18 protein-coding genes and 1 tRNA gene are annotated in these 19,668 nt (G+C 70.0%); 5 read left to right on the forward strand and 14 right to left on the reverse strand.

Translation table 11 applies throughout. The annotated features are described in order from the left end of the window. Positions 1-60: 60 nt before the first annotated feature. Entirely contained in the window at positions 61-975 is a 915-nt protein-coding gene (locus N1027_RS15870) for a DMT family transporter (protein ID WP_259509100.1), read from the reverse strand. 42 nt (positions 976-1,017) lie between these two features. Here N1027_RS15870 and def point away from each other — a divergent pair, with 42 nt between their 5' ends. After that, positions 1,018-1,584, forward strand: coding sequence for a peptide deformylase (def, locus tag N1027_RS15875; protein ID WP_259509101.1), 567 nt, complete (start codon positions 1,018-1,020; stop codon positions 1,582-1,584). Between the two features lie 17 nt (positions 1,585-1,601). Here def and N1027_RS15880 read toward each other — a convergent pair whose 3' ends face one another. Then, a complete protein-coding gene (locus N1027_RS15880; RefSeq protein WP_259509102.1) occupies positions 1,602-1,907 on the reverse strand; it encodes an AzlD domain-containing protein in 306 nt (101 codons plus the stop codon). After that, positions 1,904-2,629 carry an AzlC family ABC transporter permease gene (locus N1027_RS15885; RefSeq protein WP_259509103.1) on the reverse strand — a complete coding sequence of 242 codons (726 nt, stop codon included), beginning with the start codon at positions 2,627-2,629 and terminating at the stop codon, positions 1,904-1,906. Before N1027_RS15885 ends, N1027_RS15880 begins: the two co-directional genes overlap by 4 nt. A gap of 107 nt (positions 2,630-2,736) precedes the next feature. Between N1027_RS15885 and N1027_RS15890 the strand changes: the two genes are divergently transcribed. After that, positions 2,737-3,057, forward strand: a complete 321-nt coding sequence (locus tag N1027_RS15890) for a hypothetical protein (RefSeq protein ID WP_259509104.1) — start codon at positions 2,737-2,739, stop codon at positions 3,055-3,057. A 92-nt stretch (positions 3,058-3,149) separates the two neighbouring features. On the opposite strand, the gene N1027_RS15895 is transcribed toward N1027_RS15890, so the two are convergent. The 6 genes from N1027_RS15895 to dusB form a co-directional block, all read right to left on the reverse strand. Beyond that, a tRNA-Asn gene (locus tag N1027_RS15895) sits at positions 3,150-3,222 on the reverse strand. A gap of 56 nt (positions 3,223-3,278) precedes the next feature. Beyond that, a complete protein-coding gene (locus N1027_RS15900) occupies positions 3,279-4,283 on the reverse strand; it encodes a D-isomer specific 2-hydroxyacid dehydrogenase family protein (RefSeq protein ID WP_259509105.1) in 1,005 nt (334 codons plus the stop codon). After that, positions 4,283-5,227: an ATP-binding cassette domain-containing protein gene (locus tag N1027_RS15905; protein ID WP_259509106.1), complete on the reverse strand. Its 945-nt coding sequence runs from the start codon at positions 5,225-5,227 to the stop codon at positions 4,283-4,285. Before N1027_RS15905 ends, N1027_RS15900 begins: the two co-directional genes overlap by 1 nt. 25 nt (positions 5,228-5,252) lie before the next feature. Continuing rightward, positions 5,253-7,244 (reverse strand): DNA primase, encoded by a 1,992-nt coding sequence (dnaG, locus tag N1027_RS15910; RefSeq protein ID WP_259509107.1) that lies wholly within the window; start codon positions 7,242-7,244, stop codon positions 5,253-5,255. Positions 7,245-7,248: 4 nt separating this feature from the next. Continuing rightward, positions 7,249-8,571, reverse strand: coding sequence for a deoxyguanosinetriphosphate triphosphohydrolase (locus N1027_RS15915; RefSeq protein WP_372499751.1), 1,323 nt, complete (start codon positions 8,569-8,571; stop codon positions 7,249-7,251). After that, positions 8,561-9,787, reverse strand: coding sequence for a tRNA dihydrouridine synthase DusB (gene dusB / locus N1027_RS15920; RefSeq protein ID WP_259509109.1), 1,227 nt, complete (start codon positions 9,785-9,787; stop codon positions 8,561-8,563). The genes N1027_RS15915 and dusB overlap by 11 nt, the downstream gene beginning before the upstream one ends. A gap of 69 nt (positions 9,788-9,856) precedes the next feature. Between dusB and N1027_RS15925 the strand changes: the two genes are divergently transcribed. Then, positions 9,857-10,357 carry an aminoacyl-tRNA deacylase gene (locus N1027_RS15925; protein ID WP_259509111.1) on the forward strand — a complete coding sequence of 167 codons (501 nt, stop codon included), beginning with the start codon at positions 9,857-9,859 and terminating at the stop codon, positions 10,355-10,357. Positions 10,358-10,440: 83 nt separating this feature from the next. Here N1027_RS15925 and N1027_RS15930 read toward each other — a convergent pair whose 3' ends face one another. The 5 genes from N1027_RS15930 to N1027_RS15950 form a co-directional block, all read right to left on the reverse strand. Then, positions 10,441-10,581 carry a hypothetical protein gene (locus N1027_RS15930; RefSeq protein WP_259509113.1) on the reverse strand — a complete coding sequence of 47 codons (141 nt, stop codon included), beginning with the start codon at positions 10,579-10,581 and terminating at the stop codon, positions 10,441-10,443. Continuing rightward, positions 10,578-11,246, reverse strand: a complete 669-nt coding sequence (locus N1027_RS15935) for a DsbA family oxidoreductase (protein WP_259509114.1) — start codon at positions 11,244-11,246, stop codon at positions 10,578-10,580. The genes N1027_RS15930 and N1027_RS15935 overlap by 4 nt, the downstream gene beginning before the upstream one ends. Before the next feature lie 49 nt (positions 11,247-11,295). Then, the gene (locus N1027_RS15940) at positions 11,296-12,120 is read right to left on the reverse strand and encodes an isoprenyl transferase (protein WP_259509115.1); all 825 of its coding nucleotides are present in this window, start codon (positions 12,118-12,120) and stop codon (positions 11,296-11,298) included. Further along, on the reverse strand, positions 12,117-12,866 hold the full coding sequence (gene recO / locus N1027_RS15945; RefSeq protein WP_259509116.1) for a DNA repair protein RecO: 750 nt from the start codon (positions 12,864-12,866) through the stop codon (positions 12,117-12,119). Before recO ends, N1027_RS15940 begins: the two co-directional genes overlap by 4 nt. Positions 12,867-12,933: 67 nt before the next feature. Then, positions 12,934-13,608, reverse strand: coding sequence for a GAP family protein (locus N1027_RS15950; protein WP_259509117.1), 675 nt, complete (start codon positions 13,606-13,608; stop codon positions 12,934-12,936). A 91-nt stretch (positions 13,609-13,699) separates the two neighbouring features. Here N1027_RS15950 and N1027_RS15955 point away from each other — a divergent pair, with 91 nt between their 5' ends. Both N1027_RS15955 and N1027_RS15960 read left to right on the forward strand, forming a co-directional pair. Beyond that, positions 13,700-16,744, forward strand: a complete 3,045-nt coding sequence (locus N1027_RS15955; protein ID WP_259509119.1) for a hypothetical protein — start codon at positions 13,700-13,702, stop codon at positions 16,742-16,744. After that, complete coding sequence (locus N1027_RS15960) at positions 16,741-19,665, forward strand: FtsX-like permease family protein (protein WP_259509120.1); 2,925 nt, start codon at positions 16,741-16,743, stop codon at positions 19,663-19,665. Before N1027_RS15955 ends, N1027_RS15960 begins: the two co-directional genes overlap by 4 nt. Positions 19,666-19,668: the final 3 nt, after the last annotated feature.

Genomic DNA, 19,668 nt, shown 5'->3' on the forward strand with positions numbered 1-19,668 from the left:
CTCGGGTTCCGGGGGCGTCGCTCGTGGCTCGGCGTCTCGGGGGCTGTGAAAGAACTTACCCTAGCGCTGGGCCTGAGGGTGGTAGCGCGCCAGGCCGAACACTCCCAGGATCGCGATCAGCCCCGAAGCGAGGAACGCGAACGTCGCCCAGAGTGGCGCCTGCGACGCCTCGCCGAGCACGATGATGCCGATCGCCACCGCCACCAAAGGATCGATCACGGTGAGCCCGGCGATCACGAGGTCAGGGGGCCCGGATGCGTAAGCGTTCTGCACGAAGTAGCCGCCGAGTGCCGCCGCGGCCAGCAGCCCCACCAGCGCGAGCACGGTGAGCCATTCGAATTGCGCCTGGAAGATGCGGCTGATCACCGCTTTCGCGAGGGTCGCCACGAATCCGTAGAGCACGCCCGCCCCGACGATGTAGGCGATGGCCTTGAACCGCTTGCGGAGGAAGGCGAAGGTCACCGCGAACAAGGCCAGCACGACGGCCAACACGATCAGGATGATGATGAGATCGGTGGTGCTGACCGGCTTGTCGACCGCCGTGAACGCCGCGACGAGCACGAAGAGGCCGACGCCACCCACGCAGAGCACGATCGAGATGATCGAGCTGCGGTTCAGCTTCACATGACTGATCCGCGAGTTCAGGATGGCGGTCATGACCAGTGCGACCGCGCCGAGCGGCTGCACCACGATGATCGGCGAGAAGCCGAGGCTGGTGAGCTGGAAGACGATGGCGAGCCCGAGCATCAGGGTGCCGATGACCCAGGAGGGCCGACTGAGCAGCGCCATCAGCTGACGAACGCTCAGGCCTTTGTCGGCGTCGTGCGTTTTCGCCTCGACCTTGGTGACCCCGCGATACTGGAACTGGGCACCCAGGCTCAAGAAGATGGCACCGACCAGAGCGAGCGGGATGCCGATGAATTGCTTCGGGTCGAGCGCGATCTGGTCGCTGAGCTCGAACAGTTCAGGAGGCACTCATCGACAGTACCCCGGAAGGCTCGCCGTTAGGCTTAGCGAATGGCTGTTCTCCCGATTCGAATCTCCGGAGATCCCGTTCTCCACTCCCCCGCCGCCCCGGTCGCCGTGATCGACGACGACGTGCGCCGACTGGTCGAGGACATGTTCGAGACGATGGATGCGGCCCCGGGCGTCGGTCTCGCCGGCCCGCAGGTGGGCGTGCCGCTCCGCCTCTTCGTCTACAGCTGGACCGACGACGACGAGGTGCTGCACCGCGGAGTGGCGATCAACCCCGAGCTCTTCATCACCCCCACTTCGATCGAACCGGCCGACCCCGAAACCTCGTCGGAGGGCTGCCTCTCCTTCCCCGGTCCGCGCTTCCCGCTGGCTCGTGGCGCTGCGGCGATCCTGCGCGCATCCGATCTCGACGGCAACCACTACGAGATCGAGGCCACCGGATGGCTGGCCCGCATCTTCCAGCACGAGTTCGACCACCTCGACGGCGTGCTCTACGTCGATCGGCTCGACCGGGAGTATTCGAAGGCCGTCGCGAAGATCATCCGCAAGCGGGGTTGGGGCGTCGACGGCAACGCCTGGCTCCCCGGGGTCGACGACCTCGACGCGTAGGGCGTGTCGCGGCCGGCCTAGGTGACGGCACGGATGAGGGCCGCGACCCCTGCGGCCACGATCACCACCACCACGAACGGCACGCGCAAGGCGTAGAGGCCCGCCGCCACGAGCACCGCCGGCACTCGCGCATCCACTTGGATGGACTGCCCGGCGCCGAGCGTCTGCACCGCGATGAGCGCGGCCAGCAGCGCGACCGTCATCAAGTTGGCGATGCGGGCGACCGTCGGGTGCTCGAAGGCGCGCGGCGGGATCAGGTAGCCGGCCACCTTGAGCCCCAAGCAGATGACCGACGCGAGAATGACGATGTTCCAGCTGCTCACGCGGCATCCCCTCGGCTACTCGATCGGCGGTCACGGCCCAGCAGATTGAACGCGCCGACCACGATGGCGACGACCGCGGCCACCAGCACGGGCAGGCCGGGCGTGAGGAACGGTGTCAGGAGGGCGGCGACGAAGGCGGCTCCCACCGCCACGGCCTGGGTCTGCCGCTCCTTCAGTCGCGGCCAGAGCAGCCCGAGGAACGCCGCAGCGGCCGCCGCATCCAGACCGTAGGCACTCACGTCGCCCAGCAGGTCGCCGATGAGGGCGCCGACGAGGGTGGTGAGGTTCCAGCCGAGGTAGATCAGGATGCCCGTGGCCCAGAACCCGACCCGCTCGGCGGCGGGCGTGCGCTGGGCGGCGGAGACGGCGACCGACTCATCGATGGTGAGCTGTGCGGCCGCGGCTCGTTTGAGGAATCCGGGGCCGATGACGGGCGACATCCGGATGGCGTAGAAGACGTTTCGCGTGCCGAGCAGCGCCGCACTCGTGACCGCGGCGGGCCCCGCCGCGAGACCACCCGACGCGAGCACGCCGATGAGGGCGAACTGGGAGCCGCCCGTGAACATCACGAGGCTGAGGAAGCAGGTCTGCCAGATGTCGAGACCGGAAAGGGTGGCGAGGGCACCGAAGGAGATGCCGTAGGCGGCGGTGGCGAGGCCGACCGCGAGGGCTGCCCGGATGGCGGCCGTCTCTTCGGGGGTTCGCCGGGATGCGCGGGGCATCATCCGATGATGGCAGAGCCCATTCGAAACTGGGAAAACAACCCCTTTCCACCAGGATGCGGTCGGCGTAGATTCTGACTCGACGCACAGTGGAAAGTAGACGGTCCATGCCGATTGAACACGAGTACAGCCGCGTGATCCACCACGGTGGACGCAGCTTCTTCGCCACGAGCACGATGGCGGACATCTTCATCGCTCACGCCCGCGACACCGCGGAGCGCGGCGACACCGAACTGGTTCCGCTCCTGCACAAGGGCGGCGTGGAACTGCTGCTGGTCGGCCCGCTGACACGGATCGCAATGAGCGAGATCGAGGTGGGCACGGCCCTCGACGAGGTTCCGCCCCCGAAGTCGCCCCGACGCCTTCCCGCGCCCGCTTCGGCGGGTTCGTCTTCGTCGTCTGCGCGCCGCCACCGCGTCGCCGGCTGACGAGTTCCTCACCGGCGATCCCTCGGGTCGCGGGCTTTTTTCGTGTGCCGCAAACGAAGAAAGGCCCCGCGGGTGGAGCCGCGAGGCCTTCGCTCCCCGACTTGGACTCGAACCAAGAACCTGCCGGTTAACAGCCGGCTGCTCTGCCAATTGAGCTATCGAGGAATGTTGCTGAAACAGCGTCAATACATTATCACTGTTTCGGCACCCGCTTTGACCACTCAGTAGCCCGCCTGGGGGTCGACCCGTCCGGCGAAGTCTCCTTCGCCGAGCAGAGCACGCACGTTGTGCCGAACGCGCGCCGCCAACAGCGGCGCCGTCATCTCGGGCGTGTCCGCCGTGTGGGGCGTGATGAGTGCGCGGGGCTCCGACCAGAGCGGATGCCCGTCGGGCAGGGGTTCCGGATCGGTGACGTCGAGCCCCGCACCGGCGATCTGTCCTGAGGCCAGTGCAGCGGCCAACGCGTCGGTGTCGACCAGTCCGCCGCGGGCGATGTTGATGAGATATGCCGTTTGCTTCATATGACCGAACTGGGCTTCGCCGAGGAGCTTCTCGGTTCCCGCGGTCAGGGCGGCGGCCACGACGACCACGTCAGCGGCGGGCAGCACCTCGTCGAGACGGTCGTTCGTCACCGTGCGGCCCGCTCCGGGCACAGCGAGCTCGGAACGGCGCACGATGGTCGACTCCACACCGAAGGGCTCCAGCAGCCGCAGGAGCTCCAGGGCGATGCCGCCGGCGCCGATGACCACCACGTCGAGACCGTAGAGCGACAGTCCCGTCTTCGCACCCCAGGTGGTGGCGCGAACACGCTCGGGCAGGTGGCGCAGCAGAGCCAGCATCAGCGTCAGCGCATGCTCGGCCACCGGCTGGGCGTAGGCGCCCTTGGCGCTGGTCCAGACCAGGCGGGGGCGATCGTGGCTGCGCAGCACCTCGGCGAAGGCGTCGACCCCGGCCCACGGCAGCTGCACCCATTCCACCTGCGGGTTCGCCTCGAGGGCGGCGGCGAAGTCGTCGGCGCCGCGCGAGCTCAACCAGACGATCCCTCGGGTCTCCGGCCCGAGTGGCGCCACGGCGCCGCCCGCCTCCTCGATCGCCTGCACGAAGAGTGGTTCAGCGGTGGGCAGCACCGCGATGGGCCCCGGGTGCGGCCGTTCATCGACCGGCAGGGATTCGGCGGGAACCGCGAGCACCTCGCGGTGGCGACTCGGGGTGGTAGCTCGGTGCATCAGCGATTCTCCTCGCGGCGAGCTTCGGCTCGGGCGCTGTCGGCGTCTTCGTTGGCTTCATATTCGGCTTCGGCCGAGGCGTCATCGTCGTCACCGCCGGCCTCATCCATCTCGTCGCCCTCGTCGCTCTCGTCCTCATCGGCGTAGGTCTCGCGCGCCAGCCCGGCCACGTAAGGGTGCCGCGGGTCGCCGAGCACCTCGTCGATCGGGCCGAGCCCCACCACCACGCCCTCGTGGATGACGGCGATGCGGTCGACCGCCCGGCCCAGCGCATCCAGGTCGTGGCTGACGATCAGTGCGCTCGCTCCGCGCGAGCGCTGCAGGCCGGCGATGACGTCGACGACGGCGCCCCGAACCGAGACGTCGACGCCCGCGGTGGGCTCGTCGGCGATCAGCAGCACCGGATCGAGGATGAGCCCGCGGGCGATCGCCACGCGCTGTCTCTGGCCGCTGGAGAGCTCGTGGGGCTGCTTCAGCATCGTTCCCACGGGCAGGAGCAGAGCATCCACCAGCGTGGCGGCTTTCAGCCCGGCCTCCTGACGGTTGAAGCGCTTGTCGCGGAGGAACAGCGGTTCGGCCACCAACTCGGCGACCGTCATGTTCGAGGTGAGGTTCGACCCGGCATCCTGTGCCACGTAGCCGACGCCGAGCGTCAGCTTGTTGAGATTCGCGCGCTTGAGCCCGCGCATCTGAAAGCCCAGAACGTCGAGACTGCCGCCGATGATACGGGGCGAGTTCTCTTTCGAGCCCCGGATGGCGGCCTGGCCCGACGCCACCTGGGCGAGCGTCGATTTGCCCGACCCGCTCGATCCGACGAGCCCGACGATTTCGCCGGGTTCGATCACCAGGGTGAAGCCCTTCACCGCCGTGAACGCCGAGCTCACGCTGTGTGCCGGGTATTCGATGGTGACGTCGGAGGCGGTGAGTACGTTTCGGTCAGCCATAGGATTCGAGCCTAGGCGTTCGCCGCTACTCCGCCTGCAAGGCGCGGCGGTCGGCCTCGAGTTGCACCAGTTCGCGCTGGATCTCGCGGTAGATTTCGGGATTCTCGACCGCGTCGGTGCGCTGCAACCGCCCTTTGACATCTTCTTTGCGGCGCAGAAGGTGCCGCTGGATGAGGTCGCGGGTGATGCGGCGCAGATAGATCTGCGGCTCGCGATCGGGTCGCTCCGGCAACGGCGCCACGGCGATCTCCTCGACCAGCCGGCGATACTCCTCGGGCACATCGGCCTGGATCACCGTCACCCAGTCCTGGCGTTCGAAGGAGTCGACGTTGCGGCCGATCGCGTCGCGGATCGCCGCGAGCGGCGCATTGCTGAACCCGCAGCCGCTCGCCTGCAACAGCAGGTCTCGACCGACGACGGTCGGAGCCTGCAGCATCGCCATCAGTGCGTCGCGCTCGGTGCGGGCGGCGGTCGTGGCGGGAAGCTGGGTGATGGTGACGCTCGGGCGCACCACCGGGGCCTCTTGGAGGGAGGTGACGGAAGCCACCAGCGGATCGCCGGCCGGGTCGATCGAGCGCGGACGCTCGGCGACCACCACGGCCGCAGCGCCGCGCTCCGGGCCACCCCGGTCGGACGCACCCCGGTCGAGGGCTCCGCGGTCGAGAGTGCCGCGGTCGCTTCCGGATGCGCCGCGCGAGCGGGACCCGCTGCTCTCCACAGCACGCTGCACGTCGTCGAGCTCCATGGCCAGCATCTTGGCGAGCTGGCGGGTGTACGCCGGTCGCAGCGCCGAATCCCGGATGTCGGACACGATCGGTGCCGCATCCCGCAGGGCCGCGACGCGGCCCTCGACGGTCTCGAGGTCGTAGGCCGAGAGCTTCTGCTTGATCACGAACTCGAACATCGGCTTCTTGCCCTTGATCAGCCGTCGCACGGCGTCGTCGCCCTTCGCGAGCCGGAGGTCGCAGGGGTCGAGACCGTCGGGCGCCACCGCCACGTAGGTCTGGGCGGCGAAGCGCTGCTCCTCGCTGAAGGCGCGCAGGGCGGCTTTCTGGCCGGCCGCATCCGGATCGAAGGTGAAAATGACCTCACCGAGACCGGCACTGTCGTCGGAGAGCACCCGACGCATGATCTTGATGTGCTCAACGCCGAAGGAGGTGCCGCAGGTGGCGACCGCGGTGGTGACACCCGCGAGGTGGCACGCCATCACATCGGTGTAGCCCTCCACCACCACGACCTGCCGGCCGCGCGCGATGTCGCGCTTGGCGAGATCGAGCCCGTAGAGCACCTGCGCCTTGTGATAGACGAGCGTCTCAGGGGTGTTGAGATATTTCGGGCCCTTGTCGTCGTCGAAGAGCCGACGAGCGCCGAAACCGACGGTCTGCCCCGTCTGATCGCGGATCGGCCAGATCAACCGGCCCCGGAAGCGGTCGTAGCTTCCCCGGTCGCCCGAACTGAGGAGACCGGCTTCGCTGAGCTCCTTCTCGGTGAAGCCCCGGCTCTTGAGGTGCTTGCCCAGGTTGTCCCACCCCTGCGGTGCGTAGCCGACACCGAAGTGCGCGGCGACAGAGGCATCGAAGCCGCGTTCGCCGAGGAAGGCCCGCGCGGTGTCGGCCCCCGGCATCGTGAGCTGCTCGGCGAAGTACTCGCGCGCCGCCTCGTTGGCGGCGAGCAGGCGAGCCCGATTGCCTTGATCGACCGCGGCGCCGCCGTCTTCGTAGTGCAGCTGGAAGCCGATCTTCGCCGCGAGGCGCTCGACCGCTTCAGCGAAGGTCACGTGATCCATCTGCTGCAGGAACTTGTAGACGTCGCCGCCCTCCCCACAGCCGAAGCAGTGGTAGAAGCCGACCCCCGGCCGCACGTGGAAGCTCGGGGAGCGCTCGTCGTGGAACGGGCAGAGCCCTTTCATCGACCCGGAGCCTGCGCTCTTCAGCGTGACGTAGTCGCCCACCACATCGGCGATGTTGACCCGGGAACGGACTTCGTCGATGTCGCTTCGACGTATCAGCCCTGCCATGTCTCTAGGATACGTTCCGGCTACCGACACGCAGCCCGGTGGAGTGGGGTTCGACCAACCGGGTGTGCCAGGCGTCGGCCGTCTGATCGGTGAGGCTCGCCACCTGGTCGACCACGATGCGCTTGCGTTCGGCGTCGCCGGCGGCCAGGCGCCAGTCTTCTGCGAACGCCGTGTCGAGCGCCCGGCCGTCGGACTCCCAGAGGGCGTCGGCCAACTCGAGCAGCTGCGTTCGCTGGGTCTGGTAGATCGGCTGCCGGGCGTCGTTGCTCATCACGAACACCGACACGATGCCCTTGAGCGTCGCGATCTCGGCCTCGACCCAGGGCGGCACCACGACATCGGCCCCATAGCGCGTGATGCTGGTGGCCGGGAAGGACTCCCGGGTGGCGCGGGTGGCTGCGCCGGCGAATCGGCCGATCAACTGGCTGGTGAGGTTCTTCAGGCGAGCGTGCGCCTGGCGCGAGTCATCCCACTCCGACAGCCAGACCTGCAGCGAGTCGAGCCGTTCGAAGGCCTCCGTCAGATCGTCGAGGCTGAACGCCCCGCCGGCCCGCGAGTGGATGCTGCGGATGAGCGCCGCGTGATCGGCACGCGCACCGAGCACCGAGACGTCGATGTAGCCGTTCAGCACCGCGTCTTCGAAGTCGTGCACCGAATAGGCGATGTCGTCGGACAGGTCCATCACCTGGGCCTCGACGCAGAGCTTTCGATCGGGCGCACCGTGCCGGAGCCACTCGAAGACCGGCGCGTCGTCGTCGTACACCCCGTATTTCAGCCGACCGCTCGCATCCGGAACCGGGGCGGACACCGTCCACGGATACTTGCAACTCGCATCGAGGCTCGCCCGCGTGAGGTTGAGGCCCACACTGCGGCCCTCGCCGTCGAACACCTTCGGTTCGAGCCGGGTCAGGATGCGCAGACTCTGCGCGTTGCCCTCGAACCCGCCGATGTCGCGGGCCCAGTCGTTGAGGGCCCGCTCGCCGTTGTGCCCGAACGGCGGATGCCCGAGGTCGTGCGCGAGGCACGCGCTGTCGACCACATCGGGATCGAGATCGAGGCTGTTGGCGAGCTCGCGGCCGACCTGGGCCACCTCGAGCGAGTGCGTGAGGCGGTTGCGGGCGAAGTCGGCCACCACGGCCGGGCTCAGCACCTGCGTCTTGGCCGCGAGTCGCCGCAGCGACGAGGAGTGCAAGAGGCGCGCCCGGTCGCGCGCGAAGTCGCTGCGACGGGTGTAGTGCTCCTCGGGGAGGAATCTCTCGGCGTCGGCTTCGGAGTAGCCCTTCGTGGGCGTCGCGGTCGACAGGTTGTGCAGGGGCTCAGCCACCACTGTGACTCAGTTCTGCCTCGGCGAGGTCGACCCGCCCGGCGCTCTCGAGCGAACGGGACTTCAGCCATCCGTCGGGCAGCGCCGGGTTCTTCGGGCTGCCGGCCCGGCCGCGCGGGCCCTCGGCGTCGGCGCCCGGGTAGGGCTCCGACCAGTCGAGGGTGGCGAGGATCTCATCCATCTGGGCCAGGCTCGTGACGGTGCTGAGCGCGGCCCGCACCTCGTGGCCGGCCGGGTAGCCCTTCAGATACCACGCGACGTGCTTGCGGATGTCGCGGCAGGCGCGATTCTCGTCTCCGAAGAACTCCACCAGCAGCTCGGTGTGCCGGCGGAGCGTGCGCGCCACGTCGCCGAGCGACGGGGCGGCCCGCAGCGCTGCCGCCTCGTCGGCCGTGAGCTCACCGGCGCGCACCCGGAACGCCGCCGCGAGGTCGCCGAACAGCCACGGGCGGCCGAGGCAACCGCGCCCCACGACGACCCCGTCGCATCCGGTCTCGTCGACCATGCGCAGCGCGTCTTCGCCCGACCAGATGTCGCCGTTGCCGAGCACCGGAATGCTCGTGATGGTCTCTTTCAGCCGCGCGATGGCCGACCAGTCGGCCTGACCGCTGTAGAAATCGGCCGCCGTGCGCGCGTGCAGCGCGATGGCCTTCACACCGGCACCCTCGGCGGCGCGGGCCGCTTCGAGGTAGGTGAGGTGGTCGGTGTCGATGCCCTTGCGCATCTTGACGGTGACCGGGATGTCTCCGGCCGCGTCGACCACCGACTCGACGATCTCGCGGAAGAGATCGAGCTTCCAGGGCAGTGCTGCACCCCCACCCTTGCGCGTGACCTTGGGCACCGGGCAGCCGAAGTTCATGTCGATGTGATCGGTGCGGTCTTCGTCGACCAGGATGCGCGCCGCCTCGGCCATCGTGGCCGGATCGACCCCGTAGAGCTGGATGGAACGAGGCGTCTCGGACGGGTGGTGGGTGATGAGCCGCATCGTCTCGGGCGTGCGCTCGACGAGGGCCCGGCTCGTGATCATCTCGCTCACGTAGAGGCCGGCGCCGAACTCGCGGCAGAGCCGTCGGAACGCAGTGTTCGTGATGCCCGCCATGGGCGCCAGAACGACGGGCACGTCGAGCCGGATGGGCCCGATGGCGAGCTTGTCGTCGACGGAGGTCAGCGCGTCGCCGACGGCCTTCGGTGCGGGGGCGGTGAGTGTTGGAGTGGACATCGTGGTCAATTCTCCCAGACTGGCGCCGGGGGTGTGTCGGGATCGGGAATCCTGTGGAGAGTCGGGCTGTTGAACACGATTGTGAGTGACAAGAACGGTATCGACAGAGTGCTCCATGACGCCGAGGCCCGGGGCATCCCGGTGGAGGTCGTCGAGCGGCCCGCCGCCGACTCGCTGGAGGCGGCTGCCGCGCTGCTCGGGCTCGCACCCGGCGACGTGATGAAGAGCCTCGTGGTGAAGCGTCACGACGGCGGCTTCCTGTTCGCCCTCATCCCGGGCGACCGTCAGATCAGCTGGCCGAAGCTCCGCACCCTGGTCGGGGTGAACAGGCTCTCGATGCCGCATCAGGATGTCGCGCACGAGGCCACGGGCTACGAACGCGGCACGATCACCCCGCTCGGCTCGACCACGGCCTGGCCCGTCTATCTCGACGCCTCGTTCGTGGGCAAGCGCGTCGCGATGGGCGCCGGCGCCCATGGGCACAGCGCTTTCGTCGACGCCGACACCCTGGCAACGGGGCTGGATGCGGTGGTCGCCGACATCTCCGACCCGATCCCCGCGCGCGACTGACATCGAGTGGGCACGAATCGTCGCCCAAGCCCAGGGGAACCGACGAATTGTGCCCACTCGATGATGCCGAGGGCGCCTGAGCGTCAGATCGCGCAGGCGTCGCCCTCGCAGGCGGCACCCGGGTCGCCCACGAGGGTGAGGGTCAGCGGTGCGCGAGGCAGGATCTGTACGGGCTGAGGGGGCGTCGCGGCGGGAGCAGCCTCGCCTGCGGCATCGGCGGTCACGCGCCGACCTCCGTCTTCTCGTCGGTCACCTGGCGCAGCACCTGCGCGAAGGTCGCCGGGTCTTGCGCGCCCGAGACGCCGTACTTCCCGTCGATCACGAAGAACGGCACGCCCTGGATGCCGTAGGCGATCGCGGTCTGCTGATCGGCGCGCACGTCGGCCAGGTACTCGTTCGAGCTCAGCGAGCGCACGACGTCGTCGCGGTCGAAGCCGAGTTCGGCACCGAGATCGGCGAGTCCGTCGATCGTGCCCACCTGACGGCCCTCGACGAAGTAGGCCTTCAACAGCCGTTCCTTGGCCTCGAGCTGCACTCCCCGAGCTTTGGCGTAGTGGATGAGTTGGTGCGCGAGCACGGTGTTCGCGTGCTTGAGGTTGCCGTAGTCGTAGTCGAGACCCACCGAGGCGGCGATGCCGGTCACCCGCTCGATCATCGGCCCGATCTGCTCGACCGGGAAACCCTTCGTGGCCAAGAACTCCTCGTGGCTGCCGTCGAAGTCGACCGGCGTATCGGGCGAGAGCTCGAAGCTGTGGTATTCGATCTCGACGGGTGCAGCGCCCTCGTCGCCTTCGTATTCGGCGATGCCGTATTCCAGTTTGCGTTTTCCGATGTAACACCACGGGCAGGCGATGTCGGACCAGATGTCGATTTTGATGGCTTCAGTCACGAAGAAGCCAACGCGGGCATCCGCGATCTCATTCCGCGACGGAAGGGCGTCAGACCCCGATCTCGTCTTCGGTCGGGTCAGGCGCATCCACGGCCCCGCCGAACCGCCGGTTGCGTCCGGCGTAGTGCTCGATCGCCTGCCACAGGTCGACGCGCGTGAAATCGGGCCAGAGCCGGTCGAGGAACACCATCTCGGCGTACACCGACTGCCAGGGCAGGAAGTTCGAGGTGCGCTGCTCCCCCGAACTCCGCACGAAGAGATCGACGTCGGGCAGCTCGGGCACGTAGAGACGCTTCTGGATCAGCTTCTCCGACACGGCCGAAGGGCGGAGGCGCCCGGCCGCGACGTCGTCGGCGATGGTGCGCACCGCATCCGTGATCTCGTTGCGGCCGCCGTAATTCACGCACATGGTGAGGGTGAGGGTCGAGTTGGCGGCCGTGAGGCGTTCGGCGAACTGCAGTTCCTTGATGACCGAGGCCCAGAGCCGCGGCTTGCGGCCGGCCCAGCGGATGCGCACACCCCACTCGTTCAGCTGGTCGCGCCGGCGGTGCAGCACCTCCCGGTTGAACCCCATCAAGAACCGCACTTCGTCGGGAGAGCGTTTCCAGTTCTCGGTGGAGAAGGCGTAGACGCTGATGTGCTTCACCCCGATCTGGATGGCGCCGGCCACGACGTCCAAAAGCGCCGCCTCGCCCGCGCGGTGCCCCTCGATGCGGGTGAGACCACGCTGGTTGGCCCACCGCCCATTGCCGTCCATGACGATCGCCACGTGCTTCGGAACGGCGCCGGCAGGAATCGACGGCGGGTGGATGCCCGTCCAGTCGAGGGGCCGGAACGGCTCCGCCAACGGGGAGGTCTTCTGAACGGGACTCACTGCGGTTGAACCTTCTTCGTCTGCGACCGTTCGACGTGCTCGAGCGATCGGAGCCCGCGTTCCAGGTGCCATTGGGTGTACGCCGCCACGATACCGCTCGCGCGTGAACGGGTGCCCGACTCCGCGGCGTCGGCCGCCGCCCAATCACCCGTGAGCAGGGCGCCGAGCAGGCCCAGGGTGGCGGTGTCGAGTCGCGGCGTGCCGGGCGGGGCCACCTCGTCGCTCACCACGCCGCCGAGCTGCACCACGAAGGCGGAATGCGGCCCCGCCTCACCGGTGACCGCGCAGTCATGGAAGCTCGGCGCCCAGCCCGCCATCGAGAGGGCGCGCAGCAAGTAGGAGTCGAGCGTCATGGTGGGTCCGTGCTCGCCGCGAGCGAGCGAGCGCAGGGCGCCGACGAGCAGCAGGTACTGCTGCAGCGAGGGCTCCTCCTCGGTGAGCTTGTCGGCGGTCTCCACCATCGCGCTCGCGGCCGTGTAGCTGGCGTAGTCGGCGGTGATCTCGGCCCCGTACGACCCGATCGTGACCGCCTGGGTGATGGTGTCGAGGCTTCGGCCCTCGTAGAACTGCACGTCGGCCACCATGAAGGGTTCGAGCCGTGCCCCGAACTTCGAGGCCGTGCGTCGCACCCCCCGGGCGACGGCGCGCACCTTTCCGTGCTGCCGGGTCAGCAGCGTGACGATGCGATCGGCCTCACCCAGCTTGTGGGTGCGCAGCACGACGGCTTCATCTCGGTAAACGGGCACCCGTCAAGTATCCCGCCGACCGCTGACAGGATGCCGGAGCGACCCGGATCGCCCGACCAGAACGCGATCAGAACGCCTCGAATGCCCGCCCGAGCTGGAGGGCGCCCAGGATGACGAACAGCACCGCCATGATGACGTTGTTGTGCCGGATGAGCCCCGACTTCGCCGAGGCCAGAGCATCCGCCACTGTCCGCGACCCGGAGCCGCCGACGATGGTGAGCACGATGAGGCCGAGGCACGAGGTGGCGGCGAACACCGCCGCGCAGAGGAACACGAGCGACCACGCCATGTCGGCGGAACCGATCGTCGCACCGGCCGCGATGGCAATCGGCACGTTCTTGATGTTGGCCACGCCGAGCAGCAGACCGAGTCCGGCCGACTTCACGACACCGAAGGAGTCCATCGCAGCGAGCCATTTCGGTTCGACCGGTGCGACATCCTTCTTCGGCCGCTTCTGCCAGCTGCGGAACGCGAGGTAGAAGAACAGCGCCGCGAACGCGAAGCCGATCACGATGTGGAACACCGTGGCGAAGAAGGAGTCGTTCTCGGTGGTGCCCTTCGACCCGGAGGCGAGCCCCAGGGTCAGCGCGAAGAACGACACTGCGAAGGCGACCGTGAAGGCGACGGCGTTTCCCCGGCCGCGCGGCCCGAGCAGCAGCGTGATCACGGCCACCAACGGCATCGGAGAGATGATGACCGCGAACGCAAGAGGAACGACCTCCCCCAAGGCTTGCCAGAACATACCCCGAGCCTAGCGAGCCGCAACATGCCCGACATATTCGCCGTATACCCTCTTTCGAGTGCCACTCCCGCTACAACGCTCCCGGGCCGGAGTGTCCTTTCTCCTCGCGCTCGGCGCGGTCGTTCTGATCGCTGTCGCACTCCTGGGGGGCACGAGCAGCTTCCTGGCCGGTTCGACGCTGCAGGCCATGCGCACCACGTTGGCCGACGCTCCCCCGACCGAGGCCGCCCTGCGCGTCTCGAGCTCGTTCGACCCCGCGACCGCTGGCGCTCAGGATGCCGCGACCCGCGTGGTGGTCGACGACGCGTTCCCTGGAGTGCCGCTCGCGGTGTGGCGCACCGTGCGCACGGCGCCGGTTCCCCTGCAGATCCTCGACCCGAAGGCGCCTCCGGCCGGAGCCGACGGTGGCTCCGGTCTGCCCGCCGTCGTGCTGCAATCCGACGACCGGTCCGATACGGGCATCACGACCGTGACCGGCACCTGGCCGACCGCGCCGGGCGAGGCCGCGCTCGAGGAGCGCGCCGCTGCCGCTCTCGGTGTCGACGCCGGCGACCGTGTGCTCGTGGGCCCGGACACCGGCCGCAGCGAATTCCTGGTCACCGCCCTCTGGCACGCCGACGACCCGACCGGCGCGCGGTGGTTCGCCGACCCCGCAGTGGCCTCCGGACACGCCGGCGACGCGGTCGGACCCCTCCTCGTCTCCGACGCCGACCTGGCGGGCGTGACCGCTGCCGCCACCACGCGATGGGTGATCCAACCGGATGCCGCCACCCTCACCTCCGCGGACTGGACCGCGGTCGAGGCCGCCTCGCGCGACGGCGCTCTCGCCGAGCTGCTGGCCCGGGCGGACGTCTTCGGCGCCCAATCGGTGACCGTCGAGGGCGACCTGCACGCCGAGACCGCGCGTGTGACGCAGGAGGCCTCGGCCGCCCAGGCCGTGACGCTCGTGCCCGCGGTGCTCGTCGCCACACTCGCGGTGATCGCTCTGCTCCAGCTCGCCACCTTGCTCGCGGGCAGCCGCTCCGCCGACACCCATCTGCTGCGCGCCCGGGGCGCATCCGTCACCCAGGTGACTCTGTGGACGGCCGCCGAGACCGCGGTCGTGGCGGTGGCCTCGGCCGTCGTCGGCGGCACCCTGGGGGCTGTTGCGGGATGGGTGCTCGCCGGCGGTGTCGGCGGCCTCGCCGAAGCGTTCGCTGCCGGCGGCGTGATCGCGGCCGCCGCCGCCGTGGTGACCGTGATCGTGGTGACGGCACGAGGAAGTGCCGCGGCCTGGGCAGCCGGGCGGCGCGCACTCGCACCGCGGTCATCCGGAGCGCCGGCGCTCGTCGCTGCGCTGTTCACGGCGGCTCTGGCCGCGTTCGCGGGGTGGCAGCTCCTCGCTGCGGGCTCTCCCCTGATCGCGGGCGGATCGGTCGGTGGGCCCGGCGGAGCCGACGTGAATCCGATCGCGGTGCTGGCCCCGGGTGTCGGGATGCTCGCGCTCGCCTTGTTCGCGGTGGCCGGGATCTCCCCCATCACCCGTCTCCTCGGTGCCGGTGCCGCGCGCGGCCGCTCCCTCACCCGACTGCTCGCGGTGCGCACGCTCACCCGGCGCGCCTCTCTCTTCACGGTCGCCGTTCTCGTCACCACCCTCGCCGCGGGCGGAGCCGTGTTCGCCGCCGCCGTGTCAGGTTCGCTCCACGAGACCGACCTGCGCACGGCCGCACTCCAGACCGGCGCCGACGTGCGCGCCCAGGTCGCGGTGCCCGCCAACGTCGACCTCGATGGCCCCCGGGTGTCCTCGCTGCTCGCGGCCGGGGCACCGGGGACGTCCGCCGCCGCCACCGCGCTGTCGACGACCGCGACCCTCGGCACCGACGACATCGGCCTCATCGGACTTCCGGTCGCGAGCGTGCCGCAGGTACTCCCGGGCACGCAGCTGGCCGGCGCGGTCGGCGATCTCGGTGCCGCCTCCGGCGCAGCACCCGGTCTCGGAGTAATCCCTGAACAGTCCACCTCACTCACCCTCACGGTGACTCTGACCGGAACGGACTCGGCGGAGCTCACCGACACCGCGGGAACCGTCACCGTCGCCGCCTGGCTCGCGGACAGCAGCGGCGCGATCTCGGAGATCTCCCTGGGCGAGATCGACGCCGCGACGACCGCGAACGGGGCCGGCTTCAGCGCACCGCTCCCTTCCGCCGTCGGCGAACTCACCCTGCTCGGGCTCGATGTCGCACGGGTCGGGTCGGCCGAAGGCTCCCGCTCCGCCCTCGTGCTCGACGCCGCGGCCGTCGCGAACGCTGACGGTCAGACGGTGCCGGTCGAACTCGTGGCAGGCGGCAGCTCCGGAGCCCTCTCGACCACCGTGACGCGCCAGAACCCGCGCGGACGTATCCTCGCGCCCGCCGCCCAGGAGCGCGTGCCCGTGCTGTTCACCGCCGCCCTCGCCGAGCGGTTGGGGGTGAACGCCGGTGCCACGTTGACCCTCATCCCGTCGACGGGGCGACCCGTCGAGATCGTGCTCGCCGCGACCGTCGACGCGGTGCCCGGCTCCGGCCGCGAACTGGTCGCCTTCGCTGACACGACGGCGCTCGCCCAGGGCATCCTGCAGGCGGGCGGGGCTGTTCCCCTTCCCGCTGAGGTCTGGGTCGCGACATCCGATCCCGCCGGCACCGCCACGACGATCACGACCGCGTCGGCCACGGCGGTGACCGTGACGACGCGGGCGAACTCCTCCGCCGCACCGATCTTCGAGCCGGCGGTGGCCGCGGTTCGGGCCGGGGTGGCCGGAGGGGTCGTCGTCGCGCTGGTCTGCCTCGTCGCGGTGACGGCGGCACTGCTGGGCGCCCGCCGCGGCGAATCCACCGTGCTCGGAGCGCTCGGCAGCGTGCGCCGCGACGACGTGGCCGAGCGTCGTGGCGAAGCGGGCGCGGCGGTCGTCTACGGTCTGCTCGCCGGGGTGGTCGCGGGCGCGGTCGTGGCGACGGCCTTCGCGGGTGTGTTCGCCCGAGCCGCCGTTCCAGGGGCCGATGTCGTCGAGGCACTGGCCGGCTTCGATCTGCCGCAGGCAGCCATCGCCTTGGCTGCGCTGACCGTCGGTGCAGCCGCGGTCGTCGGGGCCTACGGATCGCTCGTCAGGAGGTCGCGATGAAGGCTCGTCATGTGCCGACAGGGCACGGTCGCGCGCTTGCCACGGGCGGGCTGCTCCGCCGCTCCATCCTTGCGGGTCCGGCAGCCACGATCGCGCTGGCGGTCGTGGTGGGGTTGACGGCGGGGCTCGCCGCGGCCGCACCGGATCTCCTCTCCCGCTCGGCGACCGCAGCCGTGCGGTACGACGTCGCGACGGATGCGCCGGCCGATCAGGCCGACGTCATCGCCCAGGCCACCGGTGGGCCCATCACGGGAGCATCGGCCGGCGGCGCGGCATCCACCGGGCTGGCGCCCGATGTCGACCCCATCTGGGGTGCTCAGGAAGACGCTCTGCGCGAACTCCGCGACAGTCTCCCGCAGCCGCTCGACGAAGCGCTCGGCGACCCGGAGATCACCGTGACGAGCGACCGGCTTCCGCTCACCGAACTCCCGGGCCTGCCGCCGACGCGCCATGCCCAGCTCGGCTTCGGGTTCGACCCCCGCTACAGCGACCGGATCGAACTCGTCTCCGGCGCTTGGCCCGGCCCTGGCGACGACTTCTTGTCAACCGGCTCTCCGATCGAGGTCGTGCTTTCGCAACCGGTGAGCGACGCGATGGAGTGGGCAGCCGGCGAGACACGCCAGGTCGTCTTCGGAGACGGGCAGACGCATCCCGTCATCCCCACCGGCATCATCCGGGCGATCGACCCGGACGCCCCGTACTGGTTGCACAGTCCGACCATCGTGGAGCCAGGGCTCGTGCAAGACGGCTCCGGTGGCACCAGCGTGGTGGCCGAGGCCTTCGTCAATCCCGCCGCGTGGGTCGCCGCAGCCCGCTTGCCCGTGCACGAGCAGACCCGGATGTGGTTCCCGGCGATCCCGGATGCGCTCACCGTGTCATCGGCACCGGTCGTGAGTCGCCAGCTCCGCGAGTTCGTGAGTTCGCCGCATCCGATCGCTCCCGCCTCTGCAGCCTCGAACCTGCCGCCCCTGCCCACCGAGCCGGGCGCGCCACCCGCCCCGCTTCCGGCGTTCGAGCCCGGCGTGACCTCACTCTCGTTCGGCTCTCGACTGCCGACCCTGATCGACGACTCGCTGGCGCGCAACGCCGCCACGAACGAGGTGATCGCCATGGCCGTGAGCGGTCCGGTCGGGGTGCTCGCCGGCGTGGTGCTGCTCGGTGCATCCCTGCTCCTGCGGCGGCGGGGCAGCACTCTCGCGCTGCTCGGCGCCCGCGGCGGGTCTCCCGGCCAGCTCCGCGGCCTGCTCGCGGTCGAAGGAGCGGCCATCGGGCTCGCCGGGGCCGCGATCGGCACGGCGGCGGGGCTCGCCGTCTCCGCCGCCCTCGTCGGGCCGAGCACGTTCACCATCACTCGTGTGCTCACCGTTGTGGGCATCGGCCTCCTGCTGGCGGTGATCCCGGTCGTCGTTCTGGTGCTGCAGGGAGGGCGGAGCCGCGGCGGGCGGTTGGTCGGAGTCGGAGCCGCGACGGAGCCGGGGGCGAACGGGTCGGGAGCGAACGGGTCGGGAGCGCGCCGCATCCGCTGGATCGCCGACGGCGTCATCCTGCTCGCGACGGCGGCGTCGATCGTCGTGCTCGCCGTCGGTGGGTCGGCCTCCTCCTCCTCGTCCTCCTCCGGGGCGTCGTTCGACCCGGTGCCCGCCGCAGCACCGCTCCTCATCGCCCTCGCCGTCTGCGCCATCACGGTGCGCGCCTACCCCTCGATCCTTCGCTGGACCGCCGCCTGGGCGCGATCCCGATCCGGTGTCGTGGCCTTCGTCGGGGCGACCCGAGCCCGCCGCCGCCCGCCCGGCGGCACGGTGCTCGTGTTCGCTGTCGTGATCGGCGTGGGCATCGCCCTGTTCTCGACGGTGTTCCTCAGCACGGTGCGGTCGGGCATCGAGTCCGCGGCGGTCGCCGATCTGGGCGCCGACATCTCGATCCGCGGACAGGGCATCCCGGAGGCGGTGCTCGACGACGTGGCCGAGGTGCCCGGGGTCGAAGCGACCGCGGCTGTCTTCGCCGACCAGCCCGTCGTGGTCATCGTCGGCGGCTCGCGCACGCGCATCCGCGCCGTCGTGGTCGACACCGACCGGCTCGCCGAGGTGCAGCGCGGCCGTCCGGGCGCCATCGCCGTTCCGCCGGGCCTCGCCGCCGACACCGGCGACGGCCAGGACTCCGTCATCCCCGTGTTCGCCTCCGCACCGGCGGTCGCCGATCTCGGCGGCGCCGAACCGCGCCTGAACGGGCATCCGCTCGACGTGCTCGCGACCTCGGCCACCGCTGCTCTGCCGTTCACCACCGCGACCTCGTGGCTTCTGGTCGACCGCGAGAACGGCGCGTCGGTGGTGGGCGACATCACCTCGGCCGAGCGGGTGCTCGTGCGCGTCGCCGCCGATGCCGACACGGCCGAGGTGGCGAAGGCCGCACAGGCGGTCGTGGACGACGCCACCGGCACCAGCTCCGTGGTCACCACCGCCCAGGACATGGCTCGCTCGACCGCCGCGAATCCGCGGATCGCCACGTTGCAGACCGCGCTCCTGTTCGCGATCGGCTTCGCACTGCTGCTGTGCCTCGGCGCGGTCGTGATGACCCTCGCGCTCGGCCGGAGCGCTCGCGCCCGACTGACCGGACTGATGTCGGCTCTCGGCGCGGATGCCCGTCAGAATCGCGCCCTCGCCGTGTGGGAGATGGCTCCGACCATCCTGATCGCGACCGTGGGCGGCGTCGTCGCCGGTGCCGCCGCCTCGGCCCTGGTGCTCACGCTCGCGGATCTCACCGCGTTCACGGGAGGCACGGAGAGACCGGGCGTGACAGTCGACCCGTTGACCGCCGCGAGAGCGGTGGCCGGGTTCCTGGTGGTGGCCGTTGCAACACTCTTGATCAGCACGGTGCGCCGGTCGCGGTCTGCGATCCCTCGTTCGCCCGGTGAGGAAGGATGACCA

The organism is Herbiconiux aconitum (assembly GCF_024979235.1).
GTDB lineage: Bacteria > Actinomycetota > Actinomycetes > Actinomycetales > Microbacteriaceae > Herbiconiux > Herbiconiux aconitum.

Bases quoted from the DNA above. Each gene is read 5' to 3' on its own strand.
- dnaG (WP_259509107.1), bottom strand. From the start codon at position 7,244: ATGGCAGGGCTGATACGTCGAAGCGACATCGACGAAGTCCGTTCCCGG.
- N1027_RS15890 (WP_259509104.1), top strand. From the start codon at position 2,737: ATGCCGATTGAACACGAGTACAGCCGCGTGATCCACCACGGTGGACGC.
- def (WP_259509101.1), top strand. From the start codon at position 1,018: ATGGCTGTTCTCCCGATTCGAATCTCCGGAGATCCCGTTCTCCACTCC.
- dusB (WP_259509109.1), bottom strand. From the start codon at position 9,787: ATGTCCACTCCAACACTCACCGCCCCCGCACCGAAGGCCGTCGGCGAC.
- N1027_RS15950 (WP_259509117.1), bottom strand. From the start codon at position 13,608: ATGTTCTGGCAAGCCTTGGGGGAGGTCGTTCCTCTTGCGTTCGCGGTC.
- N1027_RS15885 (WP_259509103.1), bottom strand. From the start codon at position 2,629: ATGCCCCGCGCATCCCGGCGAACCCCCGAAGAGACGGCCGCCATCCGG.
- N1027_RS15905 (WP_259509106.1), bottom strand. From the start codon at position 5,227: ATGGCTGACCGAAACGTACTCACCGCCTCCGACGTCACCATCGAATAC.
- N1027_RS15900 (WP_259509105.1), bottom strand. From the start codon at position 4,283: ATGCACCGAGCTACCACCCCGAGTCGCCACCGCGAGGTGCTCGCGGTT.
- N1027_RS15960 (WP_259509120.1), top strand. From the start codon at position 16,741: ATGAAGGCTCGTCATGTGCCGACAGGGCACGGTCGCGCGCTTGCCACG.